Below are 16,482 nucleotides of genomic sequence, written 5' to 3' on the forward strand. Positions count from 1 at the left end.
AGCTTATTTACTCCCTAAGCCTAGCAGTTCGGCCTGATAATCCCCGGCCGGATAGCGGAACGGCACCGGCCCATCCGCTATACCATCCAGGAACTGGCGCACGCGCGCATCAGGATTGTTCTGCAATTGCTGCGTGGTGCCTTCAGCGATCACCCGGTGATCGGCCACGATGTAAGCGTAGTCAGCGATGCTCAGCACCTCCGGTACGTCGTGCGACACCACGATGCAGGTAATGCCCAGCGCATGGTTCAGCTCGTCGATCAGCTTGACCAGCACCCCCATGGTGATCGGATCCTGGCCAACGAAAGGTTCGTCGAACATGATCATTTCCGGGTCCAGCGCGATCGCTCGCGCCAACGCCGCCCGGCGCGCCATACCGCCGGAAAGCTCATTGGGCATCAGCTGAGCCGCGCCGCGCAGCCCCACGGCCTCCAGCTTCATCAGCACCGTGCTGCGCAACAAAGGCTCCGGCAGGTTACTGTGCTCGCGCAGCGGGTAAGCCACGTTTTCGAATACGGTCAAATCGGTAAACAGCGCGCCCGACTGGAACAGCATGCTCATCTTTTTGCGCGCGTCGTATAACTGACGGCGGGACAACGCGGGAATGTTGTCGCCGTCGAACCAAATCTCCCCGCTGTCCGGCGCCAGCTGGCCGCCTATCAGGCGCAGCAGCGTGGTTTTGCCGATGCCCGATGGCCCCATGATCGCCGTGACCTTACCGCGAGGCACCGTCAGGTTGATGTCTTCAAATATCCGTCGGTCGCCGCGCGAGAAGCTCATGTCGCGCACTTCGACCAAATTATCTGCCTTTTGGAGCATGTTAATGGACCCTTTACGACTCATCTTTTGCTGAATCTACCCGTGATGTTAAAGCAATGGGCGCAATCCGTCTCATCTTTACAAAAACTTACTGCCATTTCGCAACCAATGGTGCCATTGGTTTTACTTTTCCGCGCCACCCGGTCAAAATTGGCGCCATAACGAAAAAAAACGAAACTGTTCAACAATTAGCCGGGAAAAACCGTTGCTGCGGCTCAAACGCGCGCAACGGAGGGCAAGCAATACCGCCGCATTGACGGCTTTAACCAACGAACCGGGATAATACCCGACAAAGGACCCTGCATGTTTCTCGCGATAGCATTATTAATCGTTGGTTTATTTCTACTGGTGTATGGTGCAGACCGCTTAGTTTATGGTGCTGCCGTGATTTCCCGCTCGCTCGGCGTACCGCCGTTGATCATCGGCATGACTATCGTCGGCATCGGCACGTCGCTGCCGGAGCTGATCGTGTCCACCACCGCCGCGTTGAACGGACAGATAGATATGGCCGTTGGCAACGTATTAGGGTCCAACATCACCAACATCTTATTGATCCTGGGGGTGGCGGCGCTGATTCACCCGCTGGCCGCGCGCTCCGAGATACTGCGGCGCGAACTGCCGCTGATGTTAGCGGTCACAGTATTGTGCGGTTTCGTGTTGATGGACGGTACCCTGAGCAGGCTGGACGGCGTGCTGCTGCTGACCGCCGCCGCCGGCTTCATCTTGTTGATGCTGAAAATCGCGCGGCTGGCGCAGCGCGAGGGAAGCGACAGCCTGACTATGGAGCAGATCGCCGAACTGCCGCAGGACAGCAGCAATACCGTGGCGGTGCTGTGGCTGGTGCTGGCGTTTATCATTCTGCCGCTCTCTTCCAGAATGGTGGTCGATAATGCGACGGTGATTGCACACTATTTCGGCCTAAGCGAACTGGTGGTTGGTTTGACCATTATCGCCATCGGCACCAGCCTGCCCGAACTGGCCACCTCCATCGCCGGGGCGCTGAAGGGCGAGGATGATATGGCGATTGGGAATATCATCGGCTCCAATATTTTCAACACGGTGATCGTGCTGGGCGTACCCGCCCTGCTGTCGCCGGGCAGCGTGGATGCCGCCGCCTTCCAGCGCGATTACTGGGTGATGCTGGCGGCCAGCGTGCTGCTGAGCGTGCTGTGCATCGGCCGCAAACATCGCATCGGCCACCTGGCGGGCGCGCTGTTATTATGCGGCTTTATTGCGTATCTTGCGGTGCTGTTCTTTAACCCTTTCAGTACTTTCGGCTAAACCGACGGGAATGAGTATGTCGAACATTGAGTTGCAACCGGGCTTCGATTTTCAACAGGCCGGCAAAGAAGTGCTTCAGATAGAGCGTGAAGGGCTGGCTCAGCTCGACAGCTACATCAACGCAGACTTCACTCGCGCCTGCGAAACGATCGCCGCCTGCGGCGGCAAAGTGGTGGTGATGGGCATGGGCAAATCCGGCCATATCGGCTGCAAGATCGCCGCGACCTTCGCCAGCACCGGCACCCCCTCATTCTTCGTTCACCCGGCGGAAGCCAGCCATGGCGATTTGGGCATGGTCACCCCGCAGGACATCGTGCTCGCCATCTCCAACTCCGGCGAGTCCAGCGAGATCCTGGCGCTGATCCCGGTGTTGAAACGCCAACAGATCACCCTCATCTGTATGACCAACAATCCGGAAAGCTCGATGGGCAAGGCGGCGGATATCCACCTGTGCATCAAGGTGCCGCAGGAGGCCTGCCCGCTGGGGCTGGCGCCGACCACCAGCACCACCGCCACGCTGGTGATGGGCGATGCGCTGGCCGTCGCGCTGCTGAAGGCCCGCGGTTTCACGCCGGAAGATTTCGCGCTGTCGCATCCGGGCGGCGCACTCGGCCGCAAACTGCTGCTGCGGGTTAGCGATATCATGCACAGCGGCGACGAAATGCCCCACGTCAGCGCCGACGCTTCATTGCGCGACGCGCTGCTGGAAATCACCCGCAAAAATCTGGGCCTGACGGTTGTCTGCGACGATCTGATGAAAATCGCCGGCATCTTCACCGACGGCGACCTGCGCCGGGTGTTCGACATGGGCATCAACCTGCACGAGGCGAAGATCGCCGATGTCATGACGCCGGGCGGCGTGCGGGTGCGCCCCAACATCCTGGCGGTCGATGCATTGAACCTGATGCAACAACGCCACATCACCGCGCTGCTGGTTGCCGATGGCGACCAACTGCTGGGTGTGGTACATATGCATGACATGCTGCGCGCCGGCGTCGTTTAATTAAGGAATAGAACGGAATGGGTATGGTAGAAACCTGCTACGGGCCGGTAGAACAAGAGGTTATGGCGCGTGCCGGTAACATCCGCCTGTTGATTTGCGACGTTGACGGCGTGCTGTCGGACGGCCTGATCTTCATGGGCAACAACGGTGAAGAACTGAAGGCGTTCAACGTGCGCGACGGCTACGGCATCCGCTGCTTGAAAACCTCGGACATCGAGGTGGCGATCATTACCGGACGCTCCGCCAAGCTGCTGGAAGACCGTGCGCAAACGCTCGGTATCACCCATCTGTATCAGGGGCAATCCGATAAGCTTTTGGCCTTCCGTGAACTGTTGGATAAACTGTCGTTAACGGCGGATCAGGTCGCCTATATCGGCGATGACCTGATCGACTGGCCGGTGATGGCGCAGGTCGGCCTGGCGGTCGCGGTGGCGGACGCCCACCCGCTGCTGACGCCGCGCGCCCACTACGTCACCCGCATTGCCGGCGGCCGCGGTGCGGTACGCGAACTGTGCGACATCATTCTTTTGGCTCAAAATAAGCTGGAGGACGCCAAAGGGCTGTCGATATGAGTAAAACCAAACTGTGGATCACCATCCTGTTGACGGTGATCGTTCTGGCGCTGATCGGCTGGAACATGACGGACTTCAGCGACGACACGGCCCCGGGCCCGGTCAACGATCAGGATCCGACTTACCAGAGCCAGCACACGGTCACCGTGGTGTACAACCCAGCCGGCAAGCTGAATTATAAACTGGTGGCGGAAGACGCGAAGTATTACACCGCCGGCGAGCTGAGCTGGTTCACCCAGCCGGTGATGACGCTGTTCGATGAGAATGCGGTGGCCACCTGGTCAGTTCGCGCCGATCGCGCCAAACTGACTAAAGACCGGATGCTGTATCTGTATGGTCACGTCGAGGTTAACAGCCTGACCACCACCTCGCAGCTGGAAAAAATTAAGACGGACAACGCTCAGGTAAACCTGGTCACCCAGGACGTCACCTCCGATGACGAAGTCACGCTTTACGGGACCAATTTTACCTCTAACGGCATGAAAATGCGTGGGAACCTGCGGACCAAAACCGCTGAGCTGATTGATAAGGTTAAGACCAACTATGAAATTCAGAACCAAAAACCAACTCCGTAACCTGTTGCTCGGCAGCTTAGTTTTGGCCGCCAGCGCCCCCGCTCTGGCGCTGAAATCCGACTCCAGCCAGCCGGTCAGCATCGACTCGCTCAAGCAGTCGTTGGACATGCAAAGCAACGTCAGCACCTTCACTGACAACGTGGTGATCAAACAGGGCACCATCGATATTCGCGCCGACAAGGTGGTCGTCACCCGCCCGGGCGGAGATCAGAATAAGACCTATATTGAAGCGTTCGGCAACCCGGTAACCTTCTACCAGATGCAGGACAGCGGCAAGCCGGTCAAAGGCCACGCGCAAAAAGTGCGCTACGACGTGGCGACCCAGCTGGTGACCCTGACGGGCAACGCCTATCTGGAGCAGCTCGACAGCAACGTGAAAGGCGATCGCATCACCTATCTGGTGCAACAGCAGCAAATGCAGGCGTTTAGCGACAAGGGCAAACGCGTGACAACGGTTCTGGTACCGTCGCAGTTGCAAGACAAAAACGGGCAAAAAAAGAGTAACTAATCACTTATGGCAACACTCATCGCAGAAAACCTGGCGAAAGCCTACAAGGGCCGTAAAGTTGTCGAAGACGTCAGCCTGAAAGTGAAATCCGGCGAGATCGTCGGCCTGCTCGGGCCGAACGGCGCCGGTAAAACCACCACCTTCTACATGGTGGTCGGCATCGTGCCGCGCGACGCCGGGCGCATCGTGATCGACGAAGAAGACATCAGCCTGCTGCCGCTGCACGCCCGCGCGCGCCGCGGCATCGGCTATCTGCCGCAGGAAGCGTCGATCTTCCGCCGCCTGAGCGTGTACGACAACCTGATGGCGGTGCTGGAGATCCGTCCCGATCTCACCAGCGAACAGCGCGAAGACCGCGCCAAAGAGCTGATGGAAGAGTTCCATATCTCCCATCTGCGCGACAGCCTCGGCCAGGCGCTGTCCGGCGGCGAACGCCGCCGCGTCGAAATCGCCCGCGCGCTGGCGGCCAACCCGAAATTCATTCTGCTGGACGAACCCTTTGCCGGGGTGGATCCGATTTCCGTTATCGATATCAAGAAAATCATCGAGCACCTGCGTGACAGCGGCCTGGGCGTGCTGATCACCGACCACAACGTGCGCGAGACGCTGGACGTGTGTGAACGCGCCTACATCGTCAGCCAGGGCAAACTGATTGCCCACGGCACGCCGGATGCTATTCTGGCCGACGAGCAGGTTAAACGCGTTTATCTGGGCGAAGAGTTCCGCCTCTAAGCGCCGGCGCGCCCTGTGGGGCGACACCGTTAACGGAAGTAGACAGAAAACTATGAAGCAAGGTTTGCAACTCAGGCTCAGCCAACAGCTGGCCATGACACCTCAGCTCCAGCAGGCGATCCGCCTGCTGCAGTTGTCCACGCTTGAGCTTCAGCAAGAGATCCAGCTGGCGCTGGAGAGCAATCCGCTGCTTGAACAGACCGATCTGCACGACGAAATCGACGCCAAAGAAACCCAGGAGACCGAGGGGCTCGATACCCGCGAGGCGCTGGAACAGAAAGACATGCCGGAAGAGCTGCCGCTGGACGCCACCTGGGATGAGATCTACACCGCCGGCACACCGTCCGGCACCGGCACCGACTACAGCGACGACGAGCTGCCGGTCTATCAGGGCGAAACCACCCAAACGCTGCAGGATTATCTGATGTGGCAGGTGGATCTGACGCCGTTCTCCGATACCGACGCCGCCATCGCCACTTCCATCGTCGACGCGGTGGATGACACCGGCTATCTCACCGTCCCGCTGGAAGACATTCTGGAAAGCCTGGGCGACGAGAACGTGACCCTCGAGGAAGTCGAGGCGGTGCTGAAGCGCGTGCAGCGTTTTGATCCGATCGGCGTCGCCGCGCGCGATCTGCGCGATTGCCTGCTGGTGCAGCTCTCCCAATACGCCAAAGATACGCCTTATCTGGCCGAAGCGCGGCTGATCATCAGCGAGCATCTGGATCTGTTGGCCAACCACGACTTTCGCAGCCTGATGCGATCAACCCGGCTAAAAGAAGATACACTGAAAGAAGCGATGCTGCTGATTCAGTCGCTCGACCCGCGCCCGGGGCAGTCGATCAATACCGGCGAATCGGAATACGTGATCCCGGACGTGCTGGTGCGCAAGACGCAGAACAAATGGACGGTCGAGCTCAACGGCGACAGCGTGCCGCGTTTGAAGATCAATCAGCAGTACGCCGCGCTGGGCAACAGCGCCCGCAGCGAAGCCGACGGCCAGTTTATCCGCAGCAACCTGCAGGAAGCCAAGTGGTTGATTAAAAGCCTGGAGAGCCGCAACGAAACGCTGCTGAAGGTCACCCGCTGCATCGTCAGCCAGCAGCAGGCGTTCTTCGAGCAAGGCGAAGAGTTTATGAAACCCATGGTGCTGGCGGATATCGCCCAGGCTGTGGAGATGCATGAATCGACGATCTCGCGCGTTACCACGCAGAAGTTTCTGCACAGCCCGCGCGGCATTTTCGAATTGAAATATTTCTTCTCCAGCCACGTGAATACCGACAGCGGCGGTGAAGCCTCCTCGACGGCGATCCGCGCGTTGGTGAAGAAATTGATTGCGGCGGAAAACCCCGCCAAACCACTCAGCGACAGCAAGCTGGCCACCCTGCTCGCCGATCAGGGGATCATCGTGGCCCGGCGCACCGTCGCCAAGTACCGAGAGTCTTTGTCCATCCCGCCGTCGAACCAGCGTAAACAGTTGGTTTGACCTCTATTGAGAAGGAAGACACTATGCAGCTCAACATTACCGGACACCACATCGAAATCACCGATCCGTTGCGCGAGTTCGTGAACAACAAGTTCGCCAAACTCGAACAGTATTTTGATCGCATCAATCAGGTGTATGTTGTATTAAGTGTGGAAAAAGTGCAGCAAATTGCGGAAGCAACGGTGCACGTGAATGGAGGCGAGTTGCACGCCACCTCGGAAGACGAGAATATGTATGCCGCAATTGATACGCTGATCGATAAATTGGCACGTCAATTGAACAAACATAAAGACAAATTGAAGCAACACTGACACCCTAACCCATTCCGTGAGGTTGCCTCCGTCGCAGCCTCGCCCTTCGGCGCGTGACCCGCATGGGTGACGCGCCGAACGGTAATCAGGGTTAAAACCGACGAAAAACCGCCTTGCCGGGTGCGCCCGGCGGCGCGGTTTTAAGTGAAGATGAGATGAACAACGAATATATGCAATTAAGCTCGGTGTTAAACATCGAGTGCACCAAAAGCTCGGTACACTGCACCAGCAAGAAGCGGGCTTTGGAAATTATCAGCGAACTGGCCGCCAAACAGCTCAATCTGCCTTCGCAGGTGGTGTTTGACGCGGTTCTCACCCGGGAACGCATGGGCAGCACCGGTATCGGCAACGGTATCGCCATTCCCCACGGCAAACTGGAAGAGGACACACTGCGGGCCGTTGGCGTGTTTATCCGTCTCGACCAACCCATCGCTTTCGACGCTATCGACAACCAGCCGGTCGACCTGCTGTTCGCGCTGCTGGTGCCTGCCGATCAGTGCAAAACCCATTTGCATACCCTGTCGCTGGTCGCCAAACGCCTGGCCGACAAAACCGTATGCCGCCGCCTGCGCGCCGCGCAAAGCGACGAAGAACTTTACCAAATCATCACCGAGTGATACCCGGTCGGCGTGACTTCCAGCCCGGATAACGTTACTGTTTCACGATGATGGATCCGGCCTCGGCCGGAATAACAAAGTTTACACCGGTGGCGATGAACGCCGCCGCGATGCCAGGGGAGTTGCCACATGGTGCTGATGATTGTCAGCGGCCGTTCCGGTTCCGGAAAATCCGTCGCCTTGCGGGCGCTGGAAGACATGGGTTTTTACTGCGTTGACAACCTGCCGGTGGTTCTGCTGCCGCAGCTCGCCAATACGCTGGCGGAACGCAATATCTCCGCGGCGGTCAGCATCGACGTGCGCAACATGCCGGAATCGCCGGAAGTGTTCGAATACGCGATGACTCAACTGCCGGACAGCTTCTCGCCGCAGCTGCTGTTCCTCGACGCCGATCGCAACACGCTGATCCGCCGTTACAGCGACACCCGCCGCCTGCACCCGCTCTCCAGCAAAAACCTGTCGCTAGAAAGCGCCATTGACGAAGAGAGCGATCTCCTCGAACCGCTGCGCTCCCGGGCCGACCTGATTATCGACACCTCGGAAATGTCGGTGCACGAACTGGCCGAAATGCTGCGCACCCGCCTGCTCGGCAAGCGCGAGCGCGAACTGACGATGGTGTTCGAATCCTTCGGCTTCAAGCACGGTATTCCGATCGACGCCGACTACGTGTTCGACGTGCGCTTCCTGCCGAACCCGCACTGGGATCCGAAGCTGCGGCCGATGACCGGTCTGGACAAGCCGGTGGCGTCGTTCCTCGATCGCCATACCGAAGTGCACAACTTCATCTACCAGACCCGCAGCTACCTGGAACAATGGCTGCCGATGCTGGAAACCAACAACCGCAGCTACCTGACGGTCGCCATCGGCTGTACCGGCGGTAAACACCGCTCGGTGTACGTGGCGGAACAGCTGGCCGATTACTTCCGCTCGCGCGGCAAGAACGTGCAGTCGCGCCACCGCACGCTGGAAAAGCGTAAACAATGACGGTCAAACAGACGGTTGAAATCAAAAACAAGCTGGGCATGCACGCACGCCCGGCGATGAAACTGTTCGAGTTGGTGCAAAGCTTCGACGCCGAAGTGATGCTGCGCAACGAAAGCGGCACCGAGGCTGAAGCCAGCAGCGTCATCGCGCTGCTGATGCTGGACTCCGCCCAGGGCCGGCATATCGAAGTCGAAGCGACCGGCCCCGACGAAGTCAACGCGCTGACGGCGGTGGTCGAGCTGTTCAACTCCGGGTTTGATGAAGATTAGTCGCTGAGACTCTCCCCATGCGTCGCCTCGGCGCATGTGTTGCCTCCGCCCCACCCATAACGTAGCCCTCCCGTTTCTCACTTTGCGAATCCGCTTCCAGAATCAGCCGTAACCGCCTGTAAATTCACGTCATGGATTTACCCCCACCGCGGTAATCGCAATAGTGTGTAACGCAAAAACAGACAACTGGCGGGAGTTTCCCCACGCTTTGCTGGCGGGACAACGAAAAGTTTACAATTTGTGAACTTCACCGACAGTCGCTATAATGTTCACCGGGTAGGAATCGAAGGAACGATGCATATCATTTCCAGGGAACCGTTCAATAACGCAACGAAGCAATATCCCAATGAAGCCACTGCTCTCGAGGCCATTTATAAAGCGTTGCGACGGGGCGAGTTCCGCACGCCGGACGAGTTAAAAGCGCTTTTTCCTTCGCTCGATCGTATGAAATACAAAGAGAAATGGTGGGTCATTGACGTCGGCGGCAACCACCTACGGATCTTGTTCTTTGCCAGCTTCGAGACACAGAAAGTCTTCATAAAGCATATCGTTAGCCACGCCGAATACGACAAGCTGATGCAGCACTATCGAAGGAGTTCGTCATGATTACAGATGCCATTAAGGCGGCCGATGCGCTACTGCGCGCCGTACCCTTATTGCAGGGCAGCCACGCTCAGCAAGACTACCGAGAAGCGCTCGAATTGGTGGAATATCTGCTGGAAAACGATGAACACCATCCGCTGATTGACATGTTGGCAAAAAAAATCGCCGAATATGAAGACAACAGTGCCGAATTTACTGCATTCAACCAGCGTATCGCCCAACTCCCGCAGGGGGTGGCCGCGCTTCGCGTATTGATGGAACAGCACCAACTCAGCCAAAGTGATTTTGAACATGAGATCGGTAAAAAGTCGTTGGTTAACCAAATCCTGAACGGCAAAAGATCGCTGACCATTCCGCACATTATGGCGCTGGCCAAGCGTTTCAATCTGCCCCCGGCCCTGTTCCTGCCGGAAGCGGATTAGCCCCTCAACTCCGGCTCAGGCAGTCCAGCGCCACCGCTTTGAAGCTGTCGAAGCTGTCGCTGCCCAGCAGGCGGCTCATTGAGCGTTCACGCACGAAGGTGACGAACAGCTCGTAGATCGCCATCGCCTCTTCATAGTCGCTCTTGCTGATCGCCAGCAGGAAAATCACGTGCGCGATCTCACCTTCCCCCCAGGCGACCCCCTGCGGCGCCAGCAGCGTCACTACCACGGTCTTTTTCGCCAGCAGCCCCAGCGAGTGCGGCAGCGCGATGCCTTCACCCAGCAGCGTGGAGACGATCGCCTCACGTTCGACCAGCGACGGATAAAAGTCCGCGCCGACGTACCCTTCCTGCTCCAGCTGGCCGCACACCCGGCTGAACAGCTCCGCCTGCGTCAGCGGCTCGTTGAGCACCATGAAATGCTCGGCGTCGAAAAACTTCTCCAGCATGTACGGTTTGGTGCGATCCACCAGCACCAGCTTGCCCAGTTGCTCCAGCTGATAATCGGTCGGGAACGGCGACATTACCACCACCGGCTTGTTCTTTTCGCCGATGCGGGCGTTGGAAATCACGAAGTCTTCGTCGATGTGCGCAAGCATCTCGTAATCGCGCAGCGAGACGATGCGCGTCATCACCAGCTGCGGGTACTTGCGCGCAATCTGCGCCTGGATCATCCGCACCGTTGAGTTGCCGGTATCGCACACCAGCATCACCTGCGGGTGGCGTTCATAACCGATGTTGTAATGCCGCTCCAGCCCCACGCCAATATGTAACACCAGATAGCCTATCTCGTTCTCACTCAGGGTATAGGGGGTGTATTTGCCCCAGCTGGAGACCGCCGCCAGCGTCACGTCGTAAGCCATCGGATAGTGCTGCTTGATATTGGCCAACAGCGGATTGGGGATATTGATCTGGTATTTCACCCGCGTAATCATGGTCTTGATATGGGTGAGCAGGTCGGCCCGCAGCTGCTCGTCGCCCTGCAGGTTGTAGTTATAGTGTGCGTTGATGTAGGACAGGATGTAGTCCACCAACGCTTCTTCATCGTCGGCATTGATCTCGGTCGGTTGCACGTCCTGCACGCGGCGCGCGGCGATGTTGACCCGCAGATAGGCCTCTTCGGCCATCGAGATCTCTTTGCCGGAGGCCGCACGCAGCTCCGCCGCCAGGCGGGTCGACACCTGGCGCACCGCGTCGTCGCCGTCCTCCACCTCGAAGTCCGGCAGCGGATAGCCGTCGTTGATGCGCCGCAGCGCCACCGCGCAGTAGAAAATCAGGTACTGTTCGCCCTCATCGGTCAGGCGAATGGCATATTGCGACAACAGCGGATGCAGCAATCCGGCGAACGCCGCTACCTGCGGCTGCAGCAGGATCTCGTTGTTGAGCAGCGGGTTCTCGGCATCGGCCAGCTGCAGCTGGAACAGCAGATCGGTGAGGCAGGCGCGGATCGCCATCTCGGCGCCGAACAGCTTCATGCCGTAGCGCGGTTTGGTTTCGATCGTCAATTGATAGTGCGCCAGACGTTCCCTCACCTCAGCCATGTCGTTTTGCAACGTACCGCGGCTGACGAACCATTCGTCGGCCAGATCTTCCAGTTTAAGGGAGAAGGCTGAGGTCAAAAAACGCACCAGCAGATAATGCACCCGCTCTTGCGCGCTGCGCGGGGTAGCATGCTTGCGGCGCTCCTGATGCTGCAGGGCGCTGAACAGCGCGGCGTTATCGACCTGCAGGCGATAGCCGGCCCCACGGCTATGCACGAAACGCGCGCCGTACTTGTCCAGGATCTCGTTCAGCGCGGTGATATCCGCCCGCACCGTGCGGGTGGACACGGCGAAACGCTTCGCCAGCTCATCCTGCGGCAAAGTCTCGGTTTGCAAAGCATCGAACAAGTAAGCCAAACGCGGGTAAGGAAATCGCACCATTCTGTATCCGTCAATCAGGCGGCCCACCCGGCGAACCGGGCGGGCCACGGGTTACTTCGCCGGCGGCAGAAACGCCATTTGCGAGGGGCTGCCGATCGGCAGATAGCCGCCCACAAAGCTGAGCTTGCCGTCCGTCGGGTTGACGCTGAAGCGAGTGACGTTATCGCTGCGCTGGTTCAACGCATACAGATAGCGGCCATCCAAGCTCAGCGCCAGCGAACGCGGGTAATCGCCGCGGGTCCAGGTTTCCGCCACCGGTTTCAACTCGCCGCCGGCGCCCACGCTGAACTGGGCAATGCTGTTATGCAGCCGGTTGGCGACGTACAACGTGTCGCCGTTCTTGCTGAGCGCCAGCCCCGAAGCGAAGCTGGTACCCTGATAGTCGGCGGGCAGCGCGGAAACTGCATGCAGTTGTTTCAGAGTACCTTTTTGGCGATCAAAACGGTAGCTGGTCAACGTCGAAGCCTCTTCGTTCACCAGCAGCACGGTGTCGCCATCCGGATGAAACACAAAGTGACGCGGGCCGGCGCCGGCGGACGAGGCAGCGATCCACGGTGGATCGTTCGGCGTCAGCCGGCCGCTCGCGGCGTCAAAGCGCCATTGGTAGATGCGATCCAATCCCAGATCGGTAGAGAACACAAACTTGCCGCTTGGATCGCTGGCGATCATATGGGCATGCGGGCCGTTGTGATCGCTGATGGCGAAGCTGCCGTTCACCGCCGCCGCCGGTTTGGCAGCACCCGCCGGGCCCTGTTGTTGCTGCACCGAGCTGGCGGTGCCCAGGCGGCCGTCCGCTTCGATCGGGAAAGCCGCCACGCTGCCGCTGACGTAGTTCGCCACCAGCAGATGGCGGCCGTCCGGCGTCGAGGTAAGATACACCGGCCCTGCCCCCTGCGAATCCACCTGGTTGAGCTGCGTCAGGCCGCCGTCGGCCGGATTGATCCGGTAGGCGGTGATGCCGCCGTGCTTACCGCCGTTGAAATCGGCCACTTCGCTGGCGACATACAGCGTCTTGCCATCAGCGCCCAACGTCAGCTGCGCCGGATTCGGCACGTTGCTGACCAGCGTAACCTGGCTCAGCGCGCCGCTGGCCGGATCGACCCGCACTCGGTAAACGCCTTCGCCGTTGGGATTGTAGGTGCCGATATAGGCAAAATGAGATGACGTGGAGTTCATTGCATCCTCAGCATGCAGCGCCGGGCCGGTCACGGCCAGCAGCGCCAGGAACAACGCGGTGCGTCGGGTTGGAGCCTGCCAGTTTCGCATAGTAGTCCTCTGTATAGGTAACGGCGCGGCATGCCGCGTCACGGGAAAACCTTCGCCTCCCAGCGTTTACCTCATCCCATTGTGCGTTCAGCCCACCAGCTTTTTGGTCATCGCCAGCAGGGTTTTCACGTCCTGCGGACGCGTGTCGCCGCTGGCGGCGTCGATGATCGAGCTGTAGATATGCGGGATCACGCGTTTCACGCCGGCCGCCAGCGCGATCTCGACGATCGGCTCAAAGTTCTCCAGATCGATGCCGCCGGTCGGCTCCAGCATAAAGTCATGCTCGGCGCAGGCCTTGGCGACGTACTGGTATTCGTCCTTGCACTTCAGGCCGCCCATCGGGAAATACTTGATGGAGCTGCCGCCCATGTCCTTCAGCAAGGCGATGGCGGTTTCCACCGGCACGATGCCGTCCGGCGCCGCGGCGCTCAATGGGCCGGTAGAGATCTTCACCCAACCGACGCGGCCGGTCGGCGACACCAGGCCGTTGACCACGCTGTCGTTCTGGCCCAGCAGCGCGCGGCTAGCGCCGACGCCGGTAAACACCTGGTTAACGTGCTGCGGCTGCACCTGCTGAGCGATCAGGCTGACCATCGCCGACTGCTTCGGATCGCCAGCGCCCAGGCCGACCGACAGCGCGTTTTCGATCAGGCGAGCATAGCGCAGCATGTCGGTCACCGCGCTGTCGACGTCCGGGTAGTTCTTGGAGAGCACGCCCACCAGCACATGGCCTTCCGCCGCGGCGTAGATATCCTGCGCGTTGGCTTTGGAGCCGGCCAGCACGTTCAGGCAGACGCGGTCGCGATAGTAGTTAGGCTGCAGCTTCATGCTTGTTTCTCCGTAAACAGGTTTTTGATACAGCTAAAGACGGTCATCAGCTGTTGCTCGTCGACGCTGCGCACGTCGACCTCAATCTTACCCTCGTTGGCCTTATAGCCGCGGAAGTAGATGGCGATGTCGCCGGTTTTCAGCGCCTGGACGATGTCATAGGTCGACCGTCCCAACACCGCTTCGTCAAAGGCGATCTCGGCGCGGGCGATATCGCGGCCGGCGCTGTCCCAGACGGTCTTGGCGCTGACGCCGGGCAGGGTGTTGAGGCTGTTGAGGAATGGCGTCATCCGCTCCACCATCTGTTGCCCGGTGGTTTTCTCAAGCGTCAGATAGCTTTCAATCGCCTGCGTCAGGCCGAGGATGCCCTCTTTACCGACCTTCATCGCCCGGCCTATGCCGCCGGATTGCAACTTCACCCACTCGACGTACTGTTTCTTGCCGACAACCAGACCGCTGGTCGGCCCCTCGATGGCTTTGGCGCCGCTGTAGATCACCAGATCGGCCCCCATCTGGTAGTAACACATCAGATCTTCTTCCGCCGCGGCGTCGACGATCAGCGGCAGATTATGCTTGCGTGCCACCACCGCCGCCTGTTCGACGGACAAAATGCTTTTCTGCACGCAGTGGTGCGATTTGACGTACAGGATCGCCGCAGTCTGCGGCGTGATGCAGGCTTCAATCTGCTCCGGCGAACATTCGTTGGCGTACCCCGCCTCCACCACCTTGCCGCCGCCCAGCGCCACCATGGTGTCCACCGGCGCGCCGAAGTTGACGTTGTGGCCGCGCGGCAGCACGATCTCGCGCGGCACGGTCACCGGCATCGAGTGCAGGTTCACCAGCAGATTGGCGTTATCTTTAACGATCACCGCCGCCACCGACTGAGCGATGCCCGCCGAGGCGCAGGAGACGATCACCGCATCTTCCACGTTGAGCAGATCGGCGATGTAGGCGCCGGTCTTGTTGACCAGATCCTTGATTTCGAAATAGTGGTTCAGGCCGTAATCAACGGCGTCGATCACGTCCTGGCGCGGCGTAGAAACGCCGAGAATGGTCATGCGGCCGGAGGTGTTGATCACCTGCTTCAAACCGTATTTTTCATAAATCGAAGACATGGCTTGCCTCCCCTTGTTCGGTTAATAGGATTTCCCCGGCCACCACCGCAGCCAGCGGCACCAGCAGCCGTTCGCCCTCGGAGGTTTGCCCTTCGGCGTCAGCGAAGACCTGCGGTTCGCGGCGCAGCTCAAACAGCGTGAAATCGGCGTCATAGCCCGGCTCCAGCCGCCCTTTGCCGCTCAGCTGCAGCGCCGACGCGGCGTTCTCCGTCACGCAGGCGATCACCTGCGGCAGCGTCAGGCCGACGCTGAAGAATTTGGACATCACCGTCGCCAGGCTATGCACCGGCCCGTTCATGCGGTTGCGGCAGTAAATATCGGAGCTGATGGTGTGCGGCAAAATACCCAGCGTGATCGCCTGGCGCGCCACCTCGAAGCTGAAGCTGGCGGTGCCGTGCCCCACGTCGAGCAACACGCCACGCCGCAGCGCGCGCTGGATAGACTCGCGCAGCGTGCCCGCCGGCGTCAGAATGCGGTTCGGTTTACCGTTGTAGCAGTGGGTGATGATGTCGCCACGGGTCAGCAGATCGGCGATCTCGTCCAGATTCGGCGGGTTGTTGCCGATATGCACCATCAGCGGCAGTTGGCGATTTTCCTGCTGGATCTCTTTGGCCAACACCAGCGGCCGGGTGCCGTTCTTGCCCACCACGCTGCTGCTCATGCGCGCCTTGATGCCGATAATAAAGCCGGGATGGTTGGCGATGGCCTGGCCGGCCTCGCGCTTATCGATGTCCGTCAACTCCGCCAGCTCGTTCTGCCGCAGCAGGCCGATGCGCGAGATGTTGAGGAAGGCGAAAACGTTGGTTTTGGCGCTGCGCGTCAGCTGATAAAAGGCGTCGATATCGTCGGCGCCGGTGCTGCCGGCATCGACCACGCTGGTGACGCCGCTGGCGACGCCGACCCGATCCGGCTCGTCATGGTAAATCGGCGAGTCGGGATAGCAGTGCACGTGCGCATCGATCCAACCGGCGCTCAGGCGGCAGTTGCCCGCCAGATCCAGTTGGCGAACGGCGCTGACGTCCGCCGCCAACCGCCCCACCGAGGCTATTTTGCCGTCTTTCACCGCCAGATCGATCAGCGTATCGTCCGCCAGTCTGGCGCCTCTGATTACTAAGTCATACATACCGCATTGCTCCTGTTAGCCCGGGCGCCGCCGCAGCATCGGGCGGC

General features: G+C 59.6%; 19 protein-coding genes. 13 read left to right on the forward strand and 6 right to left on the reverse strand.

Going from position 1 to position 16,482, the window contains the following annotated elements; genetic code table 11:
- Nucleotides 1–3: 3 nt before the first annotated feature.
- The gene (mlaF, locus tag GUC32_RS21585) at nt 4–819 is read right to left on the reverse strand and encodes a phospholipid ABC transporter ATP-binding protein MlaF (RefSeq protein WP_043141965.1); all 816 of its coding nucleotides are present in this window, start codon (nt 817–819) and stop codon (nt 4–6) included.
- A gap of 303 nt (nt 820–1,122) precedes the next feature.
- Here mlaF and GUC32_RS21590 point away from each other — a divergent pair, with 303 nt between their 5' ends.
- From GUC32_RS21590 to GUC32_RS21650, 13 genes are all read left to right on the forward strand, one after another.
- A complete protein-coding gene (locus tag GUC32_RS21590) occupies nt 1,123–2,100 on the forward strand; it encodes a calcium/sodium antiporter (RefSeq protein ID WP_033644493.1) in 978 nt (325 codons plus the stop codon).
- Nucleotides 2,101–2,116: 16 nt separating this feature from the next.
- The gene (kdsD, locus tag GUC32_RS21595; protein ID WP_025304376.1) at nt 2,117–3,103 is read left to right on the forward strand and encodes an arabinose-5-phosphate isomerase KdsD; all 987 of its coding nucleotides are present in this window, start codon (nt 2,117–2,119) and stop codon (nt 3,101–3,103) included.
- Nucleotides 3,104–3,120: 17 nt separating this feature from the next.
- Nucleotides 3,121–3,675, forward strand: coding sequence for a 3-deoxy-manno-octulosonate-8-phosphatase KdsC (kdsC, locus tag GUC32_RS21600; protein ID WP_021505108.1), 555 nt, complete (start codon nt 3,121–3,123; stop codon nt 3,673–3,675).
- Entirely contained in the window at nt 3,672–4,250 is a 579-nt protein-coding gene (lptC, locus tag GUC32_RS21605; RefSeq protein ID WP_004937047.1) for an LPS export ABC transporter periplasmic protein LptC, read from the forward strand. Before kdsC ends, lptC begins: the two co-directional genes overlap by 4 nt.
- Nucleotides 4,219–4,758, forward strand: coding sequence for a lipopolysaccharide ABC transporter substrate-binding protein LptA (gene lptA, locus GUC32_RS21610; RefSeq protein ID WP_025304377.1), 540 nt, complete (start codon nt 4,219–4,221; stop codon nt 4,756–4,758). The genes lptC and lptA overlap by 32 nt, the downstream gene beginning before the upstream one ends.
- 6 nt (nt 4,759–4,764) lie before the next feature.
- Nucleotides 4,765–5,490, forward strand: coding sequence for an LPS export ABC transporter ATP-binding protein (gene lptB, locus GUC32_RS21615; RefSeq protein WP_004937040.1), 726 nt, complete (start codon nt 4,765–4,767; stop codon nt 5,488–5,490).
- Between the two features lie 52 nt (nt 5,491–5,542).
- Complete coding sequence (gene rpoN, locus GUC32_RS21620) at nt 5,543–6,976, forward strand: RNA polymerase factor sigma-54 (protein ID WP_043141961.1); 1,434 nt, start codon at nt 5,543–5,545, stop codon at nt 6,974–6,976.
- A 23-nt stretch (nt 6,977–6,999) separates the two neighbouring features.
- A complete protein-coding gene (hpf, locus tag GUC32_RS21625; RefSeq protein ID WP_004937038.1) occupies nt 7,000–7,287 on the forward strand; it encodes a ribosome hibernation promoting factor in 288 nt (95 codons plus the stop codon).
- A 155-nt stretch (nt 7,288–7,442) separates the two neighbouring features.
- Nucleotides 7,443–7,904 (forward strand): PTS IIA-like nitrogen regulatory protein PtsN, encoded by a 462-nt coding sequence (gene ptsN / locus GUC32_RS21630; RefSeq protein ID WP_016930212.1) that lies wholly within the window; start codon nt 7,443–7,445, stop codon nt 7,902–7,904.
- 129 nt (nt 7,905–8,033) lie between these two features.
- The gene (gene rapZ / locus GUC32_RS21635; protein ID WP_015379177.1) at nt 8,034–8,888 is read left to right on the forward strand and encodes an RNase adapter RapZ; all 855 of its coding nucleotides are present in this window, start codon (nt 8,034–8,036) and stop codon (nt 8,886–8,888) included.
- The gene (gene npr / locus GUC32_RS21640) at nt 8,885–9,157 is read left to right on the forward strand and encodes a PTS phosphocarrier protein NPr (RefSeq protein WP_043141958.1); all 273 of its coding nucleotides are present in this window, start codon (nt 8,885–8,887) and stop codon (nt 9,155–9,157) included. The genes rapZ and npr overlap by 4 nt, the downstream gene beginning before the upstream one ends.
- 294 nt (nt 9,158–9,451) lie before the next feature.
- The gene (locus GUC32_RS21645; protein ID WP_004937033.1) at nt 9,452–9,763 is read left to right on the forward strand and encodes a type II toxin-antitoxin system HigB family toxin; all 312 of its coding nucleotides are present in this window, start codon (nt 9,452–9,454) and stop codon (nt 9,761–9,763) included.
- Entirely contained in the window at nt 9,760–10,182 is a 423-nt protein-coding gene (locus GUC32_RS21650; protein ID WP_049208318.1) for a type II toxin-antitoxin system HigA family antitoxin, read from the forward strand. Before GUC32_RS21645 ends, GUC32_RS21650 begins: the two co-directional genes overlap by 4 nt.
- A 4-nt stretch (nt 10,183–10,186) precedes the next feature.
- On the opposite strand, the gene GUC32_RS21655 is transcribed toward GUC32_RS21650, so the two are convergent.
- From GUC32_RS21655 to GUC32_RS21675, 5 genes are all read right to left on the reverse strand, one after another.
- Nucleotides 10,187–12,103, reverse strand: a complete 1,917-nt coding sequence (locus GUC32_RS21655; RefSeq protein ID WP_049208316.1) for a transcription antiterminator — start codon at nt 12,101–12,103, stop codon at nt 10,187–10,189.
- A gap of 51 nt (nt 12,104–12,154) precedes the next feature.
- A complete protein-coding gene (locus GUC32_RS21660; RefSeq protein ID WP_197759141.1) occupies nt 12,155–13,369 on the reverse strand; it encodes a lactonase family protein in 1,215 nt (404 codons plus the stop codon).
- Nucleotides 13,370–13,456: 87 nt separating this feature from the next.
- Complete coding sequence (locus GUC32_RS21665; protein WP_025304381.1) at nt 13,457–14,197, reverse strand: KDGP aldolase family protein; 741 nt, start codon at nt 14,195–14,197, stop codon at nt 13,457–13,459.
- Complete coding sequence (locus GUC32_RS21670; protein WP_369435426.1) at nt 14,194–15,312, reverse strand: DgaE family pyridoxal phosphate-dependent ammonia lyase; 1,119 nt, start codon at nt 15,310–15,312, stop codon at nt 14,194–14,196. The genes GUC32_RS21665 and GUC32_RS21670 overlap by 4 nt, the downstream gene beginning before the upstream one ends.
- Nucleotides 15,296–16,435, reverse strand: coding sequence for an amidohydrolase/deacetylase family metallohydrolase (locus GUC32_RS21675; RefSeq protein WP_369435427.1), 1,140 nt, complete (start codon nt 16,433–16,435; stop codon nt 15,296–15,298). The genes GUC32_RS21670 and GUC32_RS21675 overlap by 17 nt, the downstream gene beginning before the upstream one ends.
- Between the last annotated feature and the right edge of the window lie 47 nt (nt 16,436–16,482).

Origin of the sequence: Serratia sp. NGAS9 (genome assembly GCF_009905295.1) — a bacterium.
GTDB classification, from domain to species: Bacteria; Pseudomonadota; Gammaproteobacteria; order Enterobacterales; family Enterobacteriaceae; genus Serratia; species Serratia bockelmannii.

Coding starts and splice junctions, on each gene's coding strand:
- mlaF (WP_043141965.1), bottom strand. CDS start 819: ATGCTCCAAAAGGCAGATAATTTGGTCGAAGTGCGCGACATGAGCTTC.
- GUC32_RS21670 (WP_369435426.1), bottom strand. CDS start 15,312: ATGTCTTCGATTTATGAAAAATACGGTTTGAAGCAGGTGATCAACACC.
- lptA (WP_025304377.1), top strand. CDS start 4,219: ATGAAATTCAGAACCAAAAACCAACTCCGTAACCTGTTGCTCGGCAGC.
- GUC32_RS21655 (WP_049208316.1), bottom strand. CDS start 12,103: ATGGTGCGATTTCCTTACCCGCGTTTGGCTTACTTGTTCGATGCTTTG.
- ptsN (WP_016930212.1), top strand. CDS start 7,443: ATGAACAACGAATATATGCAATTAAGCTCGGTGTTAAACATCGAGTGC.
- GUC32_RS21660 (WP_197759141.1), bottom strand. CDS start 13,369: ATGCGAAACTGGCAGGCTCCAACCCGACGCACCGCGTTGTTCCTGGCG.
- GUC32_RS21650 (WP_049208318.1), top strand. CDS start 9,760: ATGATTACAGATGCCATTAAGGCGGCCGATGCGCTACTGCGCGCCGTA.
- kdsC (WP_021505108.1), top strand. CDS start 3,121: ATGGGTATGGTAGAAACCTGCTACGGGCCGGTAGAACAAGAGGTTATG.
- GUC32_RS21665 (WP_025304381.1), bottom strand. CDS start 14,197: ATGAAGCTGCAGCCTAACTACTATCGCGACCGCGTCTGCCTGAACGTG.
- rapZ (WP_015379177.1), top strand. CDS start 8,034: ATGGTGCTGATGATTGTCAGCGGCCGTTCCGGTTCCGGAAAATCCGTC.
- GUC32_RS21645 (WP_004937033.1), top strand. CDS start 9,452: ATGCATATCATTTCCAGGGAACCGTTCAATAACGCAACGAAGCAATAT.
- GUC32_RS21675 (WP_369435427.1), bottom strand. CDS start 16,435: ATGTATGACTTAGTAATCAGAGGCGCCAGACTGGCGGACGATACGCTG.
- kdsD (WP_025304376.1), top strand. CDS start 2,117: ATGTCGAACATTGAGTTGCAACCGGGCTTCGATTTTCAACAGGCCGGC.
- lptC (WP_004937047.1), top strand. CDS start 3,672: ATGAGTAAAACCAAACTGTGGATCACCATCCTGTTGACGGTGATCGTT.
- hpf (WP_004937038.1), top strand. CDS start 7,000: ATGCAGCTCAACATTACCGGACACCACATCGAAATCACCGATCCGTTG.
- rpoN (WP_043141961.1), top strand. CDS start 5,543: ATGAAGCAAGGTTTGCAACTCAGGCTCAGCCAACAGCTGGCCATGACA.
- GUC32_RS21590 (WP_033644493.1), top strand. CDS start 1,123: ATGTTTCTCGCGATAGCATTATTAATCGTTGGTTTATTTCTACTGGTG.
- lptB (WP_004937040.1), top strand. CDS start 4,765: ATGGCAACACTCATCGCAGAAAACCTGGCGAAAGCCTACAAGGGCCGT.
- npr (WP_043141958.1), top strand. CDS start 8,885: ATGACGGTCAAACAGACGGTTGAAATCAAAAACAAGCTGGGCATGCAC.